Raw genomic sequence first — 19,369 nt, 5'->3', positions numbered from 1 at the left:
TCCGGTCAGATCCAGTTGCGGCGGGCCGCGGCGACGCCCGCGCCGAACCGGTTGGTGGCGCCGAGTTCGGTGAACAGGTCCTGGATCCTGCGGCGCAGCGTCCGGGGCGACATGCCCAGCTGGCGGGCGATCGCCTCGTCCTTGACGCCGGCCGCGAAGAGCGCGAGCAGGTTCCGTTCCTCGTCGGTCGGCGTGCGGGACCCGTCCGCTGCGTCCGCCGGATCCCCCGGGCCCGCCGTCGGCAGGGTGCCGGATCCCGGCTCACCGGTCAACGGGGAGGCGGCGGCCCAGTACTTCTCGAAGAATTCACCCAAGGCCTCCAGCAAGGGCGGCGATTCGGTGTACAGGTACTCGGCGCTCCCGACCGACAGGCTCAGCGACACCATCGCTGCCGACCGGTCGGCCATCGCCAGCTTGATCGGCAGCGCCGGCACGACCCTGGCCTCCTCCCCGCGCGACACGAGGCTGCCCAGCTCCTGCCACCCGCCGTCGGCCTCGAAGCTGGCGGCGGCGTAGACCGCCCGCACCCGCACGCCCCGCCGTACCGCCGCCTCGTCGAGCGGCTCGTTCGGGGCGAGCAGGAACGGCGGGCGGTCCAGGGCGCACAGCTCGGTCCGCGCGGTCTGCTTGAGCCGGTAGTAGCGGTCCCCGACGGCCTCCAGGCCGCTGATCACGGCGGTGCCGGGACCGCCGTCCCTGGCCCTCCTGGCCGCGTCGAAGAGCACCCCGAGCGGGCCGGCCGCCTCGCGCACCGCGGCCAGCTGGCGCTCGCGCGACTCGACGAGCGCGCGCAGCGCGTGCCGGGGGTCCACCGTGAAGAACTCGCCCGAGGAGCGGCGGCTCATCAGCCCCGCGTGGTGGAGCTGCTCGAGGACCGCCAGCCCTTCGTCCGGCGTGACGCCGAGGGCGGCGACCACGTCGTCGACGGTCGTGCTGTCGCGGGACAGCAGGAGGCGGTAGGCCCGCTCCGCCACCGTGTCCACCCCGACCCACGCGAGCGGTGCGTCATTCTCCACGAGAGCATCCATTCCTGCCGTCCACGTCGCCGACGAGATCGAACCAAGAACAGGCGGCAACTTCAAAGCCGTGGGTCAGGTGACGTCGACGACCACCTTGCCCCGGGAGCCGCCCGCGGCCAGCAGGCGCTGGGCGTCGGCCGCGCGTTCCAGCGGGTAGGAGGCGGCGACCCGCACGGACAGCCTCCCGGCCTCGGCGAGCACCACCAGCGCGGCGAGGTCCGCCCGGTCGAGGCGGCAGAAGACCGGTACGACCCCCGGCAGCCCGGTCTCCGCGACGGAGGCCACCCGGGCCCCCGTACGGGCGGCGTCCGCCGTCGCGGCGAGGGTGCCGCCACCGGCGGTGTCGAGCACCGCGTCGGCTCCGCGCGGTGCCAGTTCCCGTACCCGTGCGGCGGCCCCCTGTCCGTAGGCGACGGGTTCCGCCCCGAGTGAGCGCAGGTGACCCTGGTCGGCGGGGGAGGCGGTGCCGATGACCCGGGCGCCCCGGGCCAGCGCGATCTGGACCGCGAGGGAGCCGACGCCGCCGCCCGCGCCGTGCACGAGCAGGGTCTCGCCCGGCCGGACGTCCAGCGCGCGCACCACCGCCTGATGGGCGGTGAGCCCCGCGAGCGGCAGTCCGGCGGCCTCGGCGAAGCCCATCCCTTCGGGCTTGTGCACCAGGGTGCGCACGTCGGCGGCGACCAGCTCGGCCAGTCCGCCGTGCGCGCGCTGCACGTCGCCGCGGATGTACCCGATGACCTCGTCGCCCGGGGCGAACTCCGGGGCGGCGGGCCCGGCGTGCTCCACCACGCCCGCGATGTCCCAGCCCGGGACGACGGGGAAGTACGTGTCGACGGCGGAGTCGAGCGCTCCCGCCTGGAGTGCCAGGTCGGCGGGGTTGAGCGCCGCCGCGCGCACCCGGACCAGCACCGAGTCGACATGGGTCCTGGGCGTGGGGAGTTCGGTGAGCTCCAGCACCTCGGGGCCGCCGTAGCGGCGGTAGACCACGGCCCGCATCACGCCCCCGGGAGGGCGATCGGCATGTCCATCAGGACGCGGTGGTGGACGATCTTCCACACGCCGTCCACCCGGTGCAGGTCGGTGTCGTAGTAGCCGGACTCGACCGGTTCCACCGTGCCCTGTGCGCCGAAGGCGCCCGCGGGCCACCCGCCGGCGGGCCGCGCGGCGGCGCGCGTCCGGAAGACGACGAACTGGGCGTTCATGTGGGCGCGGTCGCCGTCGACCTCGACGAGGTGGTCGGCGGTCACGTGGTGGCCGGCACCACCCTCCGGGTGCGGCGCCATGTAGTGCTCGACCGCGTAGGCCACGGCCGCCCCGCCGATGAGGGGCTCGCCGACGGGTTCGTGGCCGGCGGTACCGGTCCTGGCGTAGATCTGCACGACGGCGTCGTCGGTGAACAGGGCTCCCTGGCCCTTGCCGTCCCGTCGGTCCGTGGCGCGGACGTAGCGGGCCAGGACCTCCCGGACCTCCCGGACATCGCGCTCCGTGCGCTCCTCGCTGCTCATGTGTGATGGCTCCCCTTCTTCTCTTCCCGCGACTCGGGCACCGGAGCGGCCCCCCGAGCCGTCGGGCGTGCGTTCCGTCCCAGTGGACCAGGGGCCGCGCGGGGGAGCCATGACGCTTCTGACATGCGGCGATACTCTGGAGGTATGGATCGCCTGGAGACTCGTGAGCTGGAGTACTTCGTGGCCGTGGCCGAGGAGCTGCACTTCAGCCGCGCGGCGGAGCGTCTTGGCATCGCGCAGCCGCCACTGTCGCGGGCGATCGCACGCCTGGAGCGCCGCATGGGGGTCCGGCTGCTGGAGCGGACCAGCCGCCGCGTCGCGCTGACCCCCGCGGGCGAGGTCCTCCTGGACGAGTGCCGGCGGCTGCTGCGGGAGCTGGACGGGGCCGTGGAGCGCGCCCGGAGGGCGGCCGCACCGGCCCGGCTCACCCTGGCGGTACGGCCCGGTACGGGTTCGGGCCTGCTGGCGGAGCTGGTCAGGTCGTACAAGGGCGCCGCCCCGGAGCTCGTCTTCACCTACGACGGGGTCGGCGCCCTGCGCGACGGCACGGCCGACGTCGCGCTGCTGTGCGTCGGCAGCGACGACCTGACCGGCCTCGGGACGGCCGACGTGGCGGAGGAACTGCCCGTCGTGCTGCTGCCGCGCGGGCACCGGCTCGCCGCCCGCGGTGAGGTGACCACCGCCGAGCTGCGCGAGGATCCCGCCTTCCGGGAGGAGTGCCCGCCGGTGGGTCTCGACGAGATCGTCGACCGGGTGGCGCTGGGCCGGCTGGTCACCGTCGTCGGCTCGGCCGCCGCGGACCGTCTGACCCGGGACGTGGTCGCGGTCGCGGTCGTGGACCTGCCCGCGACGACGCTGGCGCTGGCCTGGCCCCGGCAGGCCGGGCGCCCGGAGGTCGCCGCCTTCGCCCGTACCGCGCGGAGCATGGCGGGCGTTCGCGGGGCGGGCGTTCGCGGACTGGGGGACCGGCCGGCGTGACATTCGTCGCACGGTGGCCGGTGGACAGGGGTGCCCCAATGTTGTTTATTCTTCAACCAGTGAAGCGCGGCCCGCCCTCACGGGCCGCGGTGTCCCTGGACCACGCAACCCCGAATCGCGGGGAAGGTCCTCCCTGAAAGGAACCACCTTGTCGATCAAGCTCGCGATCGTCTACTACTCCTCCACCGGCACCATCACCGAGATCGCGAAGGAGATGGCCGAGACCGCGGAGAAGGCCGGCGCCGAGGTCCGCCTGCTCAAGGCAGCGGAGCTCGCCCCGCAGGCGGCGATCGACTCCAACCCCGCCTGGGCCGCCAACCACGCCGCCACCGCCGACGTCCCCGTGGCCACCCCCGCTGACGTCGAGTGGGCCGACGCCGTGATCTTCGGCACCCCCACCCGCTTCGGCAACATGTCCTCGCAGCTCAAGCAGTTCATCGACACCCTCGGTGGCCTGTGGGCGCAGGGCAAGCTGGCCGACAAGGTCTACAGCGGCTTCGTCTCCACCGCCACCTCGCACGGCGGCCAGGAGTCGACCCTCCTCGCCCTGTACAACTCCATCCACCACTTCGGCGGCATCGTCGTGACCCCCGGTTACACCGACCCCGCCAAGTTCGTCGACGGCAACCCCTACGGCACCTCCCACGTGGACGCCCAGGGCAACAACCCCGTCAACGACACCACCCGCACCGCCGCCCGCATCCAGACCGAGCGCGTCATCAAGCTCACCGCCGCGCTGAACCGCGGCCTCGCGGGCTGACCCCGAGCCGACGGCGCACCCGCTGAGACGGACGTTCACGGGTGCGCCGTCCATCCACTCGGCGGCGCCTCCTCCTGTCGTGCCGGAGGCGCCGCCGACCCGTACCCGTACCCCGTACCCGCGCCGCGTCAGGCGCAGGGATTGCTGAGGTACACCCACCCCAGCGGATCCCACCGCAGGCGGCGCACCTCGACACCGTCGATCTCGGCGTCGTCCTCACGTGCGGCGCGGGACCGGGGGAGCGAGGCCCGCGCCAGCGCGATCGCCACCGCGTCCTCGGCGTCGTCCGCCTCGCCGACGACGAAGAACTGCCGGCCGACGGAGCCCTGGGGCGTGCGGAAGCGGAAGCCCACGAACCACCGGTCCTGGTCCGCGCAGCCGCCGTCCCCGCGGACGTCGGCGGTCCCCCCGTGACGGTCTCCGGTGCTGGACATGGCGGGTTTCCCTGCTCCTCGGCTGCTGAGGTCCATCGGCATGCGTCGCGTCGCCGGTGGGCGACGAGACTTCACGGTGACACGGCGGGAGCTCGGCGAAAAGGGGACAAAGTCCTCCCCCCATCCGGGGAACATTCCCCGCCACCGTCCGGAGGGGCCTCAGTCCCGCCCCCTTCCGGGGCCGGACAGGTGCTCCCGGAAGAAGGGAACGGCCTCGGAGACCGCGCGGTCGACGTACTTCGGTACGTCGTAGAAGTCCATGTGGCTACCGCCCTCGACCACCACGAGCCGCGGCCCGGGCAGGGGTGACGGGCGTCCGCCGGACTCAGCGGCCGTCCGTGGGTGGTCCGACCGGCTGCTGGGCCCACACCGTCTTGCCCTGGGCCCGGTAGCGGACGCCCCACTGGTCGGCGAGGCCCGCGATGATGAACAGCCCCCGGCCGTTCTCGTCGACGGTGCGCGCGTGCTTCACGTGCGGGGCGCCGGGGCCGGTGTCGCTGACCTCGCAGGTCAGCATCTGCTCGAGGACCAGGCGCAGGCGCAGGGGTGGAGTGCCGTACCGCACCGCGTTGCCGACGAACTCGCTGACGATCAGCTCGGTGGTGAACGCCGTCTCCTCCGCCACGCCCCAGGCCGCCAGCTGCCGGCGAGCCGCCGCGCGGGCGATCGGTGCCGCCTCGGCGCCGGGCGGCAGCGCGCAGGTCAGCACCCGGTCCGCGGGCAGCGCCCGCGTACGGGCGAGCAGCAGCACCGATTCTTCGCCCGCGTCCGTGCCGGTGGACGCCGACCCGATGGCGTCGCGCACCTCCGGCAGGGGCCGGGCGCCCGCGCCGTCCAGCAGCGGCCGCAGCGGCGCGGACGGCGCCAGGACCCGCTCCGCGAACGAGCTCGTCGCCATGGCCAGGGTGCTTCCCGGAGGGAGGCCGACGGTGGTCGCGGGGAAAGGGGCGTTGTCCTGTCCGCTGAGCAGGGGACCCGCGGGGACGGCCAGGGTGGCCGAGGTGCCGTCGGGGAGGACGACGACCGGCTCCGGCAGGCCTGCCCGGGCGACGGTGCAGGTGAGTTCCACCGGGTCGTACACCGCGATGGCGCAGCCGATGTCGATCGGCTCGAAGTCCAGTTGCGGCAGTGCGGCGGACGCCGCGGCGAGGCGGGAGGCGGTCTCGCTCAGCCGGGCCAGCAGCTCGTCCGGGGGCAGGTCCAGGGCGGCGAGGGTGTGGAGGGCCGTCCGGACCAGCCCCATCGTGATGGCCGCGACGATCCCCCGCCCGGCCACGTCCCCGACGACCAGCGCGGTCCGTGCGCCGGGCAGCGGGATCGCGTCGGACCACGCGCCGCCGCCCTCCACACCGGGCTGGTGCAGCCGGGCGACCTCCACGGTGGGCCGTCCCGCGGGCTGTCCGGGGAGCAACCGGCGCTGAAGGGTCGAGGCGATGATCCACTCGCGCATGTACTGCCGGGCGTTCTCGATGGAGAGGGCGGCGTGCGCGCACACGGCGGAGGCCACTGCCAGGTCGTCCTCGTCGAAGGGCTCCCGGTCCTGTTCGCGGTAGAAGCTGACCACGCCCAGGGCCTGGTCGCGCAGCGTCAGCGGGGCCACGATCAGGGAGTGGGCGCCGGCTCCCAGAATGGCGTCCGTCCGGGCCGGGTCGGTGGCCAGCCACGGGGTGTGATCGTCGATCGGCACCAAGCGGGCCCTGGCGTCGGACAGGGCGTCCGTGAACGGGGTGCCGGGCGGGAGGGGACGCACCTCTCCGACCGGGTACGCCGACAGGCGGCCCCGGAACGCGGCCCGACGCAGGGGAACGTCCTGGTGCACCGGCACCTTGGGCGGTTCCTCCCCGCGGACGACCTCGTCGACCATCTCGACGACGGCCGTGTCGGCGAAGACGGGCACGACCGCGTCCACCAGTTCCCGCGAGACGAGGCCCACGTTGGGCACGTGCCCCACCTGTGCGCGCACCTGTTCCAGAAGGTCCAGGCGGCCCCGTGCCTTCTCCCGGTCGGTGACGTCGACCGCGGACGCCACCAGCCCGAGCACGTCGCCCCGGGAGTCCTCCAGGCGGAAGTAGCAGACGGAGCGCATGCGGCACCCGCGCCGGTCCGGTGACCCGGGGCCGTAGGCGAGCCGGTTCAGGACCGGTTCCCCGCTCTCCAGGACCTGCCGCGCCACATCCGCCTCCACCTCGGGGCCGGCGAGGTCGTACACCTCGGTGAAGTGCCGGCCCAGCGGGTTCCCCGCCCGCGCGCCACCCGCCGCGGTGACGCCGGCGCTCATCCGGATCACGCGCAACCGCCGGTCGAGGACGAGCAGTTCCATGGGGGAGTCGGTGAAGACGGCCTTCAGGATCGCCACGTCCTGTTCCGACAGGGCCGTGTCCACCGCGGCGCGCACGCGCCACAGCACCGAGGTGCCGCGCAGCACCGGCTCGACCCGTACCGCGACGCCGCCGGGGAACCCGGCGCGCGGACGTCCGGCGTCCGCGGCGATCCCGCGCAGGAGCGCGCCCAGGGACCGGCCGACGGCCTCCTCGGCGGCGCACCCGAACAGCTCCTCGGCCGGACGTCCCCACTCGACCACCCGGCCGTCCTCGTCGACGAGGAGCAGCACGTCACCGCTGGGCATGGACCACGCACCTCCGGCTCCATGCCTGCCCGTCCCGTCCCGGCGGCAGGCCCGTCCGCGCGACAGCTCCGCCGATCGGCTCAGCCCGTACCGCCGCCGGACATGGCACGGCCCTTCCGGGCGGCGCTCCCCGGTACGGGACGCGCCCGGAAGGGCCGGGTGCCGGCGCTCAGCCGCGGCGTACCGTGATCGTCCTCTCGGTGGTCACGCCGTTGACGGTCACGCGGAGCACCGCGGTGCCGGTGCGCAGCCCCTTGACCGTCGAGGTGGCCGGGTCGTAGGCGATGACGGGCGCCCCGTCGTGGTGCCCGTGCCCGTCGTCGGCGCCGGCCACGTCGACGCGGCTGCCGGACCATGCGGCGCCGACCGGCCAGGCCACCGGGACGGTACGGGTCCCGTCCTGGGTGAGGTTCGCCGAGGCGTGACCCACGCCGCCGACGGTGAGCGTGGCCGGGGCGACCATGTCCACCGCGTCGGTGCGGGCGTGCACCTCGGCGCGCAGCCAGGTCCCGGAGTCACCGGAGGGGACGTCGAAGGGGTCGGTGACCCGGCCGTGGCGCGGGTCGATGCCCAGCATCGTCCAGCCGGTGAAGCCGCCGTTGTCGGGCGTGCTCGCCGGATTCTTGCCGGAGTTGCCGTTCACCAGGTACGGGACGCCGTCGATCCGCGTCGCGGAGAAGGCGCCGCGTGGCCGGCGACGAACGCGGCGGACTTGTGGCCCTCGGCCCGGAAGTCGGCGAGCCACTGCTCGACCAGGGCGGCCTCCTTGCGGTCACCGAGCTGGCTGGCCTTGTCCGGCAGCGGGTCCTCGGCCGGGTGGTGCTCGAACACCACGACACCGCTGACGGAACGGTCGGCGGCCGCGTCGCGGAGCTGGTCGTGCAGCGTCTGGAGCTGGGCGAAGCCGCCGCCGCGCAGGGTGCCGCTGGAGGAGTCCAGGGTGATGAAGCGGGTGCCCTCGACGTCGAAGACCGACGTGGTGTCACCGAAGGCGGCCTTGAAGTTGGAGGTGTTCCCGGGGCCCATCACCTCGTGGTTGCCCGGCACGTAGTGCCACGGGACGGTGCCCTTGGTGCGGGCGTGAACTCGTCGAGCAGCGTGCGGGCGAGTGCGAAGTCGGCCGGGGAGCCCTCGTCGACGAGGTCGCCGTTGATGACCAGCAGATCGGGCTTGGCCGCGGCGATCTCCTCCAGGGTCCGGCGGGCCGCGGCGACCAGCGGGCTGCCCGGGTCACGGGCGACGAACTGGGCGTCGGACATCACGGCCACGCGCAGCGGACGGCCGTCGACGGTGCCGTTGGTGACGACCACCGGGTCCTCGACCCGGGGCTGCACGGGCAGCTCCACGTCGGGGGCCACCTTGACCCGCAGGTCGCTGACGGTGACGGCCCCGGTGTAGGAGCGGGCGGCGCTGGTCTCCAGCAGCCGCACCCGCTGGAACGTCAGCGGGTAGGGGGTGCCCACGGGCACGGGGAACTCGACCTTGCGCCAGCCGGTCCAGGTGATGGTGGGGCCGTCCAGGTTGGCGGTCACACCGGCGGCCGTGCGGTACTGCAGGCGCGGCCACTCGCCGTTGCCGTCGCCGTTGATCCACATGGTGACGGCCTGCGGCTGGCCGGGCAGCTGGATCTGCTGCGGCGGCACGGCGTACTGGCCGCGGGTGGCCGTCGACCGGGTGAAGTCGTACGTCAGCTTCAGGCCGGGGGTGCCGTCGTGGCCCTCGGCCGGGGTGACGGAGCCGCCGGGAGCCCGGTCGTTCGCGGAGGTCCAGGAGGCCGCGTCCGACAGGTCCGCGAACGACTTCTCGGCGAGGCCCACGGTGACGGCGACGTCGGTGGTCAGCTTCCCGACCGTCAGGTGCAAGGTGGTGGACGCGCCGTCGGTCAGGCCGCGCACGGTGAAGGTCGCGTCGTCCGCGGGCAGCACCGAGACGACCCCGTCGCCGCCGGTGACCTTGACGTCGGACGCGTCGATCGGGGCGGAGTCGCCGAGCGCGTCGTAACCGGTGACGGTCAGCCGGGCGGTGTCGTCCAGGCCGTCGAGGGCCACCAGGCTGCTGCCCGGCGCGATCCGCACCGCGGGGGCGAGCACGGTCAGCTCCGCCGAACCCGTGGCGCGGTGACCGGAGGATGCCGTCACCCGGGCGGTGCCCGAGCGCCTGCCGGTGACGACGGCGGATCCGTCGTGCCCGGAGCGGACGGTCACCCTGCCGTCGCCCTGCCACCGCACCCGTCCGGCCGGCACCGGCGCGTACGTCTCGTCGTGGGCGAGCGCCCGCACGGTGCGGTGCAGCCCGGGGAAGACCTTCTCCGAACCGTCCGCGGTGAGCGCGGGCCGCACGCGGAAGCCGCGGACCGCGCCCGAGCCGGGCGCGGCGAACAGGCCCAGGCCGTTGGCGACCTGCCGCTCCGAACCGTCCGACGGGCTGTTGACCAGGCCCGTCGTGCTCTCGCCCGGCAGCCGGGCGGCCATGGTGGTGGAACCGCCGCCGTCCATGTTCAGGGCGTTCCGGGCGCCGAGGGCCTTCATGAAGGCGCCGAGCTCGTTGAGGTCCATGCCGCGGCTGTCGGTCTGCTTGCCGTCGATGGCGACCAGGTACATGGTGCGCCCGTCGGCGGAGAAACCGACGCTGGTGCGGGAGGTGGCGGTGACGGTGTCGCCGTCCGTGTGGTGCTTGACCGTGCCGTCCGCGACGAGGACCTGGCCGCCGCCCACCGCGACCGCGACGTCGCCGAAGTCGGCGCGCGGCTTGTAGGCGACGGTGACGGCGTCGCCCGGCGCGAGCCCGGCGAGCGCGTCGGCGCCCGCCTCCCGGCCGAGCAGCACGCTGGTGCCCGCGGGGATCGGGCCGCTGCCGACGGAGGCGCGCACCTCGGTGACCTTGCCGTCGCGCAGCCGGACCTCGGTGACCCGGTCCGCACCGCTGACCGGCTTGGTGCGCGGGGAGACCCCCCACTGGTCGGTGAAGAGCCCGATCCCGCCGGCCGCCAGGACGGGGGAGTTGACCCCGGACAGCTTCAGGTGCTCCGTCCCGCCGACCGTGACGTCGCCCTCCAGGAACACCTGGGCGAGCCGGCCGAGACCGTCCGCGCCGATGGCGACGGTCTGGTTGCGGCCCTCGGTGGGCGAGTTGACCAGGCCGTCCTTGCGCGACACCGCCGCGCCGACCGGGGCCTCGGTGTCGTTCATGTCGAAGTAGTCGCCGTTGACGGCGGCGACGGCGCCGGTGCGCCGGGCCTGCTCGGTCACCCGGGACTTCCCGGTGACCGTGCCGGAGGATATGTGGTCCACGCTGAGCCGGTCCTCGGCGAGGTCCGCGACGAGCACCTGCCCCCGGACCCAGCCGTCGGTCTCGAAACGGTCGAAGCGGGTCAGGTTCAGCCCGGGCGCGATCGGCGTGCGGGTCTCACGGGTGACGATCGACTCGCCGGGGGTGCTCGGGATGAGTCCGTGGCCGGAGCTGCCCGGCTCCGTCGCGCCCGCGGGCGCCGACACGAGCTGTTCGGGCGCGAACGCCTGGGCGGTCGTCATCATCCCGGCGCCGATGCTGAGCGCGGTGGCCAGGGCGAGCACGGCGGCACCGCGTCGTGCCGCGGAACGCGGGCTCGGGACGGCGGGCTGGAGGGGGAACGGCACTTGCTGACTTCTTTCCCTGTTGGGGCGGTGGTCGCCGTTCAGTTGATGTGCCGTCGGTGTCGCAGTGCCGATAAACGGGTGGTCATCCGGGATGTGCAAGGTGAACATCCGTCACCGCCGGCCCTGTGAGCTGCTGCGACGCCCTTGGGTGCCGGCCGAGGGATCAGCCCGCGGGGGTGAGGTACGTCCAGGTCTCCACGAGCCGGAAGCCCAGGGATTCGTACAGGGGGCGGGACATGGGGGAGTTCTGCGTGAACGCGTGGCGCGCCCCCGACGCGACGGCGTCGTGGAGCCGGGCCGTCACCAGTGCGCGGTAGTGGCCGTTGCCCCGGTGCCGCGGCGGCACCGAACCGTTGAACAGCCCCACGTGGTCGCCGGCCAGGATGTTGAACCCGGTCGCGACGGCCTCGCCGTCCACGTCGAGGGTGAACGCGGTCATGTCGGGGGCGTCGAGCAGCGCCGGGCGGGCGAAGGCGTCCGCGACCTCTCCGGGCATGCCGAACCCCGCCGCGAGCGCGGCGGAGTACCGCCCGGCCTCGGCACCGGTGAGCTTGTGCACCGTGCCGCCCCCGGGCGGTACGGCGGGCAGATCGGCGAGCGACGCGGCGTCCCACGCCAGCAGGGGGAGCGTGGGGCCGGCCGTACGGCCGAACCGGGCCGCCAGCGCGGTCAGTTCCGGGCCGGCCTCGCCGCGGACCTGGATGCTCCAGGGCAGACCCGCCGCCGACAGCTCCTCGGCGAGGGCCTCTGTCTCCCGCAGGTCCCGTTCGTGACCCGCGGACACCGTGTTCAGGAGGGCGACCGGCAGGCCGGTGCACACCAGCCGCCCGCCCTTCGGGCCGCGCCGCGTGAAGGCGCCGGGCAGGAGGTCCGTCAGCCGCTCCATGGCCCCGTGCAGGGCGTCCACCGCGGCATGGCTGATCATCTCGGTCACGCCGCGGAGGATACCCGGCCCTCCCGTACGGCTACGCCGCCGCCCGGGCCTTGGACGCGAGGACGCCCCCGCGGCGGCGCGGCGAGGGGACGTTCACGAGCAGGGCGGCGACGAGGGCGCCGGCGAGCGTGAGGCCGCCGGCCCACCCGAAGGCGGTGGTGAAGCCGTGGACGACGCCGGCGTCGGTGATGGCGTGCCGCTGTGCGGCGGTCACCCGGTCCCCGCCGTGCGCGGCGAGGCGCGCCGCGACGTAGTGGCCCGTCGAGGTGGTGGCGACGGTGTTGAGCAGGGCGGTGCCCAGGGAACCGCCCACCTGCTGCGCGGTGTTCACCGCCGCGGAGGCCGTGCCCGCGTCGCCCGGGGCGACCCCGGCGGTCGCCGTGGCCATGACGGGCATGAAGACCAGGCCCATGCCGGACCCGAGCAGCACGGCGCCCGGCAGGACGTGGGTGGCGTAGGCCGAGTGCGTACCGAGGGTGGTGAAGGTGAACATGCCGGCCGCGGCGACGGCCAGTCCCGGCACGATCATCGTCCGCGGCGCCACGCGGGGCAGTAGACGGGCGGAGACCTGGGTGGAGGTGAGGACTATCGCGGCGGACATCGGCAGGAAGGCGAAACCGCTCTTGAGGGCCGAGTAGCCGAGGATGTCCTGCAGGTAGTACGTGAGCAGGAGGAACACCGCGAACAGGCCCGTCATCGCCAGTCCCAGGGTCAGGACCGGACCGCCGTGGGCCCGCGTCGCGATGATGCGCAGCGGCAGCAGGGGATGAGCGGCGCGGGACTGCCACCAGGTGAACCCGGCGAGGAGCGCCGTGCCCGCGACGAGCAGGCCGGCCACCGTGCCCGACCCCCAGCCGTCGGACTCGGCCCTGCTGAGCGCGTACACCACGGTGACCAGACCGCCGCAGCCGAGGACGGCCCCGGGGACGTCGAGCCGCACCGCGCGGTGCCCGGCGCGGTCCTTGAGGAAGGCGACCGCGCCGGCCGCGGCGACGGCGCCGATCGCCACGTTGACGTACAGGCACCAGCGCCAGTCCAGGTACTGGGTCAGGACGCCGCCCAGGAGCAGGCCCATCCCGCCCCCGGCGCCGGCGAGGGCGCCGAAGATGCCGAACGCCTTGGCGCGTTCCCTGCCGTCGGTGAAGGTCGTGGCCAGCAGGGACAGCGCCGAGGGGGCGAGCAGCGCGGCGAAGCACCCCTGCAGGGCGCGGGCCGCGAACAGCATGGCGGGGCCCGTGGCGGCGCCGCCGAGCGCGGAGGCGGTGGCGAAGCCGACGAGGCCGGAGGTGAAGGCGTGCTTGCGGCCCACGAGGTCCGCGATGCGTCCGCCGAGGAGCAGCAGTCCGCCGAAGGCGAGCGTGTAGGCGGTCACGACCCACTGCCGGCTGCCGTCGGTGAGCCCGAGGTCGCGCTGGGCCGACGGCAGGGCGATGCTCACGATCGTGGCGTCGAGGACCACCATGAGCTGCGCCAGCGCGATCACGCCCAGGGCCCACCACCGCCGGGCGTCGCGTTCCGCCGGGGGTTCCTGCCGCGGGGTTGTCACAGCCGGTGTGGTCATCTCGGTCTTCCTCACGGATGTCGACGAGGGCGCGGACGCGCCACGGGCAGGCTGCCAAGTGCTTGACGGGTCAAGTATATCCTGAAGGTGTCGGGCCGGCGTCCGCGGCGGACGTGCATCCGTCACCGCCTTGACAGGTTACGAAGTGCTGGGCCATGCTCGTCACCAGTCAAAGCGGTGACGATTAGAGAACTGGGAGAACCCGATGGACCTGAAGCTCGAGGTTGTGGTGCTGCCCGTGTCCGATGTGGACCGGGCCAAGGACTTCTACGCGGCGCTGGGCTTCCGGCTGGACGTCGATTACGTCGGCGACGACGGCTTCCGCGTCGTCCACTTCACCCCGGAGGGATCCGGGGCCTCGATCCTCTTCGGTGACGGCGTCACCACGGCCGCCCCGGGCTCCGTGCAGGGCCTCCACCTGATCGTCGAGGACATCGTGGCGGCCCGCGCCGAACTGGCGGCACGTGGCGTCGACATCAGCGAGGTGTTCCACGACGCGGGCGGCGTCTTCCACCACGCCGGCGAGACCGCCCGGGTCGCGGGCCCGCACCCGGCGCGCGCCAGCTACGGCTCCTTCGCGACCTTCGCGGACCCGGACGGCAACGGCTGGGCGCTCCAGGAGGTCACGGACCGTCTGCCGGGGCGCTGACCCCCGACCACCCCACTCGACGACCTCCCGACCTTCCCCGACCACCCGACCCCCGGACTCCCGCGGTGCCGCGGATCCCCCTCCGCGGCACCGCGGGCCCGTGACCGGGTCCCCTCCGGCCCCCTTTGGAAGCAGGTTTTGACTTCCCCCCTCCTTGAAAGGAGGGGGTTCCTACGGCTCGCGCTGTAGGGGTTCCTGCTTCATCGCCGACTGCTCGCCCGGAGTTCTCCGTTGAGGTCTTACACCGGCTCCACAGGCCGACACCGTCAGTCCGACGGCCAGCAGGTTCTTCGCGGCGTTCACGTCCCGGTCGTGGGTCGTGCCGCAGTCGCAGGTCCAGGTGCGGACGTGCAGCGGCATCTTGTCCTGCAAGGTGCCGCAGGCGGAGCACAGCCTGGACGAGGGGAAGAAGCGGTCGACCGCGATCACTTCCCGCCCGTACCAGGTGGCCTTGTACTCCAGCATGCTCCGGAACTCGGCCCACGACGCATCGCTGATGGCGCGGGCCAGGCTCCGGTTCTCGGCCATGTTGCGCACGGCCAGGTCCTCGATCACGATCGTTTGGTTTTCACGAACGAGTCGGGTGGTCAGCTTGTGCAGCCCGTCACGGCGCCGGTCGGCGATGCGGGCGTGGATCTTGGCGACCGTCAGCCGGGCCTTGCGACGGTTGGCCCCGTCGCCCTTGGCCTTCTTCGCCAGACGCCGCTGCGCCAGGGCGAGCCGGGCGCGGTCGCGGCGTTCGTGTCGCGGGTTGGTGACCTTCTCTCCTGTGGACAGGGTCAGCAGGTGGTCCAGGCCGACATCGACGCCCACGGCGTTGCCGCCCGCGGGCAGCGGCGCAACGGATGGGTCCTCGCACAGCAGGGGCACGTACCAGCGGTCGGCCGCATCCTGGGACACGGTCACGGTGGACGGAGACGCGCCTTCGGGCAGCGGCCGGGACCACACGATGTCGAGCGGCTGCGCCATTTTCGCCAGGGTCAACCGGCCGCCCCGGAAGCGGAACGCGCTGGTGGTGTATTCCGCCGACTTCCTCGACTTTTTCCGCGACTTCAAGCGCGGGTACTTGGCTCGCTTGGCGAAGAAGTTCGTGAACGCCATCTGAAGGTGGCGCAGGGCCTGCTGGAGCGGTACGGAGGAGACGTCGTTGAGGTACGCCAACTCATCGGTCTTCTTCCAGGCCGTCAGCATCGCCGACGTCTGGTTGTAGTTCACCCGCACCTGGCGCGTCCACGCCTCGGTACGTGCCGCAAGGGCGAGGTTGTAGACCTTCCGCACGCAACCGAACGTGCGCGACAGCTCGGCCGCCTGCGCATCGGTCGGATAGAAGCGGTACTTGAACGCCCGCTTCACGAGGGTGGCCACGACTCACATGTTACCGCGTCAGTTTGCGGATTCTTTGGCGGAGCTGGGAGAAGGGGCCGCTCCGCCGTGGCGGCGAAACGGCTTTCGTTGCCCTGTTCCGCAGCGGTGCGATTCTTCCCCGCCTTGAAGGGCGGGGTTTCCTCGAGGGAGATGCGATGAAGACCGACGAAACGACGGATCAAGTGATGAGCGGTTCCTCCCGGGAGTACGACGTCGTCGTCATCGGCGGCGGACCGGTCGGCGAGAACGTCGCCGACCGGACGAGCGCCGCCGGACTGGCCACGGTGCTGGTGGAGGCCGAACTGCTCGGCGGCGAGTGCTCGTACTGGGCGTGCGAACCGAGCAAGGCGCTGCTGCGGCCCGTGGTGGCACGGGCCGACGCCCGCCGCATACCCGGCCTGAGGGGCGCGGTCGAGGGGCCGCTGGACGTGGCCGCGGTCCTCGCCCACCGCGACCGGCTCTCCGCCCACTGGAAGGACGACGGCCAGGTCGAGTGGCTGGACTCCGTCTCCGTCGACCTGGTGCGCGGCCACGGCCGCCTGGACGGGCCGCGGCAGGTCGTGGTGGACACGCCGGACGGCGGGACGGTCCGCCTGACCGCGCGGCACGCCGTCGTCGTCGCCACCGGGACCACGACGCTGCTCCCGGATCTGCCGGGGCTTGCCGAGGTGCGTCCGTGGACCAACCGCGAGGCGACGAGCGCCCACGAGGTACCGGGCCGTCTGGTGGTGGTCGGGGGCGGCGTCGTCGCCGTCGAGATGGCCACCGCGTGGCGGGCGCTCGGTTCCGAGGTGACCGTGCTGGTCCGGGGGAGCGGCGGACTGCTCGCCCGCATGGAGCCGTTCGCCGGGGAGATGGTCGCCGACGCCCTGCGCGACGCCGGTGTGGACGTACGGTTCGGCGCCTCCGTGACCGCCGTGGCGCGTGAGGTCGGCCCGGACGGTCCCGTACGCGTCACGCTGGCGGACGGCGGGACGCTGGTGGCCGACGAGATCCTCTTCGCGACCGGACGCGCCCCCCGCACCGCGGACATCGGCCTGGAGACGGTCGGCCTGGCCCCCGGCGACTGGCTGGCCGTGGACGACACGTTCCGGGTGACGGCCGTCGCCGACGGCTGGCTGTACGCGGCGGGCGACGTCAACCACCGCGCCCTGATGACGCACCAGGGGAAGTACCAGGCGCGCATCGCGGGAGCGGTGATCGGAGCACGGGCCAAGGGCGAGCCCGTGGACGACCGCAGGTGGGGCGCGCACGTCGCGACCGCCGACAACGACGCCGTGCCGCAGGTGGTGTTCACCGACCCGGAGGTCGCCTCCGTCGGCCTGACGACCCGGGAGGCGGAGGCCGCGGGTCGCCGGGTGGACGTCGTGGACTACGACATCGGGCGTCTCGCCGGGGCCGTGCAGTACGCCGAGGACTACCGGGGCAAGGCCCGCGTCCTGATCGACCCGGACCGCGGCACGGTCGTCGGCGTCACCTTCGTCGGCCCGGGAGTGCAGGAGTTGCTCTACTCGGCGACCGTCGCCGTCGCCGGTGAGATCCCGGTGGACCGGCTGTGGCACGCCGTCCCCGCCTTCCCGACGATCAGCGAGGTCTGGCTGCGCGTCCTGGAGACCTACCGGGACATGCGAGCGGCCTGACGGCACGTCATACGGCGAGGACCCGCCTTCCCGAGGGGAGGCGGGTCCTCGGTCACCGTACGGGTTCGGTGCCGACCGGGGTCAGCGGTGATGACGGGTGACGACCCGGTGCACGGCGCCGGCCATGGCCGCCTCGCCCTGGGCGTTGGGGTGCGCCGGTGCCGCCGGGGTCGCGGGGGCGAGGGACTCGATCCAGCGCGTGCCCGCCGGCGCGCACATGTCGTGCCCGATGGTCGGGGTGTAGGTGTCGGCGTAGCGCGCGCCCGCCTTGCGGGCCTGGGTGGCCAGCATGGCGTTGAGCGCCTTCTCCGTGTCGCGCAGGTAGGCGAAGTCACCGGCCGCGAAGGGCACCGTGGCGCTGGTGCAGGCCGATCCGTCGTCAGGGAACAGGTCCGGGTACCCGGCCACCACGACGCGGGCGTGCGGTGCGCGCCGGTGGATGTCGCGGATGACGGTGGCGACCTTGGGTGCGGTCTGCGCGACGCGCTCCGCGAGCTGGTCGTGGCCGCCCGCGGTGAAGTGGGCCCGGCAGGGGGCTCCGGTGGGGTCGGCGGACGTCAGGCCGGCGCAGGTGGCGATGACGCTGCTGAAGCCGATGTCGTTGCCGCCGATGCTGAGCGTGACCAGGTCCGTGCCGCGCTTGAGGGCGGCGAGCTGCGCCGGTGCGGCGCCCTGGGGCGCGATCATCTCCGCGGTGGTCGCCCCCGAGCAGCTGACGTCGGTGAGACGGGCGTTCTCGCGCGCCGCGACGAGCGAGGGGTAGTTGCTGCTCGACCGCAGGCACGTCGGGTCCACCTGGTCGGGGATGAGCGGGCCGGACGCGTAGGAGTCGCCGAGCGCGACGTAGTCCCGTCCACCACCCCCGTGGCCGGCCGGTGACGCGCCGGCGGTCCCTGCTCCGAAGCCCAGCAGCGTCACCATGCCCGTCAGGGCGGCAGCACCGAGTGCGACCCCGCGACGGGTGCCGGGCCGGGTCAGTGTTCTCTTCATCTGTGTCCGTTCGTCGTGGTTCCTGGCCGTCCGGGCCGCCGGACGAGGCGGCCCCCGGCTTCGCAGCGGTTCCTGCGGCGGCATCACGCCGCGCCCGCAAAATACTTGCTGCGCCAAGCAAGTAGATCATCGTGCCTTCGGGAGACGCAAACGCCGGTGCCCGGCGTGCCACCTGCCGGGCCGGCGCCCTGCACATCCCCGGCGGCCGTTCAAGCCACGCGATCTCGGGACATGACAGCGCCTTCCGTCACCTGTCTGCTGGTGGCGAGAGAGCAGACAGGTCGACGGCCCCGCCACGACGAGGTGATCCCCATGAGCACGGACGATCCGGCACGGCTCCACGGTGCACACCGCAAGGACCGGAGCGCCCACCCTCCCCGGCCCCCATGGCGGCGCGGGCTGCTGGCCTGCGTGCGCGCGCCCTGGACGGTCGCCTGGCTGGTCGTGGGGCCGGTGTACGAGTGGACGGTCCCCGGCCGGGCCCGCAGGCGCCGTGCCGGGGGACCGCTGCCCGCGCCGGCCTGAGAACCGGCGGCCGCGTGCGGCGGGTCAATCCTCGGCGGGTGTCTGCGCGTTCCGCCAGACCGTCAGGTCGACCGTGGCGTAGTCGTTGTCCGCATCCTCAGGGGAGTAGCCCCGTACCGTGACGAGCGCGATGTGACCGGCGGCGGTGACCACGCAGATCCGGCTGCCCCTGACCGCGTTCTTCCGTGAGATCTCCTGGGAGTACCGGGTCACGGAGCGGCACGTGGCCAGCGACCCGGTCTGACGGCTGGTGAGCAGCACCAAGGTGTTGCCTTCGGGGGTGGCGAAGCCCCAGCCGCGCGCGCCCCAGGCGTAGCCGAAGTCCCCTTCGTAGTACGGGCCGACCCTGGGGTGGTACGGCTTGGGCGGCAGCTCGGAGAGGGAGATGGTGTACTGGTAGGGCAGGTCGATGCCCTTGTACGACGTGGACGGCGGGTCCGCGTCCAGTGCGGCGCTTTCGCCGCCGCCCGGAGCGGTCCGCGACGCGGAGTCGCGGTCCGGCGCTCCGGCCCCGCCCGGTTCGCCCGCCCCGTCCACGGTTCTGCCGTACAGAAGGAGCGCGCCGACGCACGCCGCCGCCAGACCGGCGATGACGGCCACGACGAAGCCCGGTCCGCGGCGCCGGGCCGAGCCGGCCGCGCCGACCAGGCGCCGCGTGCCAGACGCCTATGTAGACGTGCACCGCACGCGTAGCACCCGAGATCAACACCAACGCGGACAGAGTGAAAAAAAAAAAAAAAAAAAAATA

18 protein-coding genes are annotated in these 19,369 nt (G+C 73.5%); 5 read left to right on the top strand and 13 right to left on the bottom strand.

What is annotated here, in order from left to right:
• Positions 1–5: 5 nt before the first annotated feature.
• The 3 genes from PV341_RS24475 to PV341_RS24465 form a co-directional block, all read right to left on the bottom strand.
• Positions 6–1,016: a LuxR family transcriptional regulator gene (locus tag PV341_RS24475; protein WP_500358975.1), complete on the bottom strand. Its 1,011-nt coding sequence runs from the start codon at positions 1,014–1,016 to the stop codon at positions 6–8.
• Between the two features lie 75 nt (positions 1,017–1,091).
• Complete coding sequence (locus PV341_RS24470) at positions 1,092–2,015, bottom strand: NADP-dependent oxidoreductase (RefSeq protein ID WP_500358974.1); 924 nt, start codon at positions 2,013–2,015, stop codon at positions 1,092–1,094.
• On the bottom strand, positions 2,015–2,524 hold the full coding sequence (locus PV341_RS24465; RefSeq protein ID WP_500323545.1) for a nuclear transport factor 2 family protein: 510 nt from the start codon (positions 2,522–2,524) through the stop codon (positions 2,015–2,017). The genes PV341_RS24470 and PV341_RS24465 overlap by 1 nt, the downstream gene beginning before the upstream one ends.
• A gap of 144 nt (positions 2,525–2,668) precedes the next feature.
• Here PV341_RS24465 and PV341_RS24460 point away from each other — a divergent pair, with 144 nt between their 5' ends.
• Together PV341_RS24460 and wrbA are read left to right on the top strand one after the other, a co-directional pair.
• Complete coding sequence (locus PV341_RS24460; RefSeq protein WP_500358973.1) at positions 2,669–3,502, top strand: LysR family transcriptional regulator; 834 nt, start codon at positions 2,669–2,671, stop codon at positions 3,500–3,502.
• A gap of 148 nt (positions 3,503–3,650) precedes the next feature.
• Entirely contained in the window at positions 3,651–4,262 is a 612-nt protein-coding gene (gene wrbA, locus PV341_RS24455) for an NADPH-dependent FMN reductase family protein (protein WP_499516111.1), read from the top strand.
• A 128-nt stretch (positions 4,263–4,390) separates the two neighbouring features.
• Here wrbA and PV341_RS24450 read toward each other — a convergent pair whose 3' ends face one another.
• From PV341_RS24450 to PV341_RS24420, 7 genes are all read right to left on the bottom strand, one after another.
• Positions 4,391–4,696 (bottom strand): hypothetical protein, encoded by a 306-nt coding sequence (locus PV341_RS24450; RefSeq protein ID WP_500323547.1) that lies wholly within the window; start codon positions 4,694–4,696, stop codon positions 4,391–4,393.
• A gap of 325 nt (positions 4,697–5,021) precedes the next feature.
• The gene (locus tag PV341_RS24445) at positions 5,022–7,322 is read right to left on the bottom strand and encodes a SpoIIE family protein phosphatase (protein WP_500358972.1); all 2,301 of its coding nucleotides are present in this window, start codon (positions 7,320–7,322) and stop codon (positions 5,022–5,024) included.
• A 169-nt stretch (positions 7,323–7,491) separates the two neighbouring features.
• Positions 7,492–7,965: a hypothetical protein gene (locus PV341_RS24440; RefSeq protein ID WP_500358971.1), complete on the bottom strand. Its 474-nt coding sequence runs from the start codon at positions 7,963–7,965 to the stop codon at positions 7,492–7,494.
• Positions 7,962–8,369: a metallophosphoesterase family protein gene (locus PV341_RS24435; RefSeq protein WP_500358970.1), complete on the bottom strand. Its 408-nt coding sequence runs from the start codon at positions 8,367–8,369 to the stop codon at positions 7,962–7,964. Before PV341_RS24435 ends, PV341_RS24440 begins: the two co-directional genes overlap by 4 nt.
• On the bottom strand, positions 8,348–10,957 hold the full coding sequence (locus PV341_RS24430; protein ID WP_500358969.1) for a phosphodiester glycosidase family protein: 2,610 nt from the start codon (positions 10,955–10,957) through the stop codon (positions 8,348–8,350). The genes PV341_RS24435 and PV341_RS24430 overlap by 22 nt, the downstream gene beginning before the upstream one ends.
• Positions 10,958–11,120: 163 nt before the next feature.
• On the bottom strand, positions 11,121–11,882 hold the full coding sequence (locus tag PV341_RS24425; RefSeq protein WP_500323710.1) for a GNAT family N-acetyltransferase: 762 nt from the start codon (positions 11,880–11,882) through the stop codon (positions 11,121–11,123).
• 40 nt (positions 11,883–11,922) lie between these two features.
• Positions 11,923–13,452, bottom strand: a complete 1,530-nt coding sequence (locus PV341_RS24420) for an MFS transporter (RefSeq protein WP_500323550.1) — start codon at positions 13,450–13,452, stop codon at positions 11,923–11,925.
• 205 nt (positions 13,453–13,657) lie between these two features.
• On the opposite strand from PV341_RS24420, the gene PV341_RS24415 reads away from it, so the two are divergent.
• Positions 13,658–14,101, top strand: coding sequence for a VOC family protein (locus tag PV341_RS24415; RefSeq protein ID WP_500323551.1), 444 nt, complete (start codon positions 13,658–13,660; stop codon positions 14,099–14,101).
• A 171-nt stretch (positions 14,102–14,272) separates the two neighbouring features.
• On the opposite strand, the gene PV341_RS24410 is transcribed toward PV341_RS24415, so the two are convergent.
• Positions 14,273–15,466 (bottom strand): RNA-guided endonuclease InsQ/TnpB family protein, encoded by a 1,194-nt coding sequence (locus PV341_RS24410; protein ID WP_500358968.1) that lies wholly within the window; start codon positions 15,464–15,466, stop codon positions 14,273–14,275.
• Positions 15,467–15,651: 185 nt separating this feature from the next.
• On the opposite strand from PV341_RS24410, the gene PV341_RS24405 reads away from it, so the two are divergent.
• Positions 15,652–17,106 carry a dihydrolipoyl dehydrogenase family protein gene (locus PV341_RS24405; protein WP_500323711.1) on the top strand — a complete coding sequence of 485 codons (1,455 nt, stop codon included), beginning with the start codon at positions 15,652–15,654 and terminating at the stop codon, positions 17,104–17,106.
• 81 nt (positions 17,107–17,187) lie between these two features.
• Here PV341_RS24405 and PV341_RS24400 read toward each other — a convergent pair whose 3' ends face one another.
• Positions 17,188–18,096 carry an SGNH/GDSL hydrolase family protein gene (locus PV341_RS24400; RefSeq protein ID WP_500358967.1) on the bottom strand — a complete coding sequence of 303 codons (909 nt, stop codon included), beginning with the start codon at positions 18,094–18,096 and terminating at the stop codon, positions 17,188–17,190.
• Between the two features lie 312 nt (positions 18,097–18,408).
• Between PV341_RS24400 and PV341_RS24395 the strand changes: the two genes are divergently transcribed.
• Positions 18,409–18,621, top strand: coding sequence for a hypothetical protein (locus tag PV341_RS24395; RefSeq protein ID WP_500323554.1), 213 nt, complete (start codon positions 18,409–18,411; stop codon positions 18,619–18,621).
• 24 nt (positions 18,622–18,645) lie between these two features.
• Here PV341_RS24395 and PV341_RS24390 read toward each other — a convergent pair whose 3' ends face one another.
• On the bottom strand, positions 18,646–19,221 hold the full coding sequence (locus tag PV341_RS24390) for a hypothetical protein (protein WP_500358965.1): 576 nt from the start codon (positions 19,219–19,221) through the stop codon (positions 18,646–18,648).
• Positions 19,222–19,369: the final 148 nt, after the last annotated feature.

Source organism: Streptomyces sp. PA03-1a, assembly GCF_033792805.1.
Lineage (GTDB): Bacteria > Actinomycetota > Actinomycetes > Streptomycetales > Streptomycetaceae > Actinacidiphila.
This window is presented reverse-complemented; position numbering and strand designations above follow the sequence as displayed.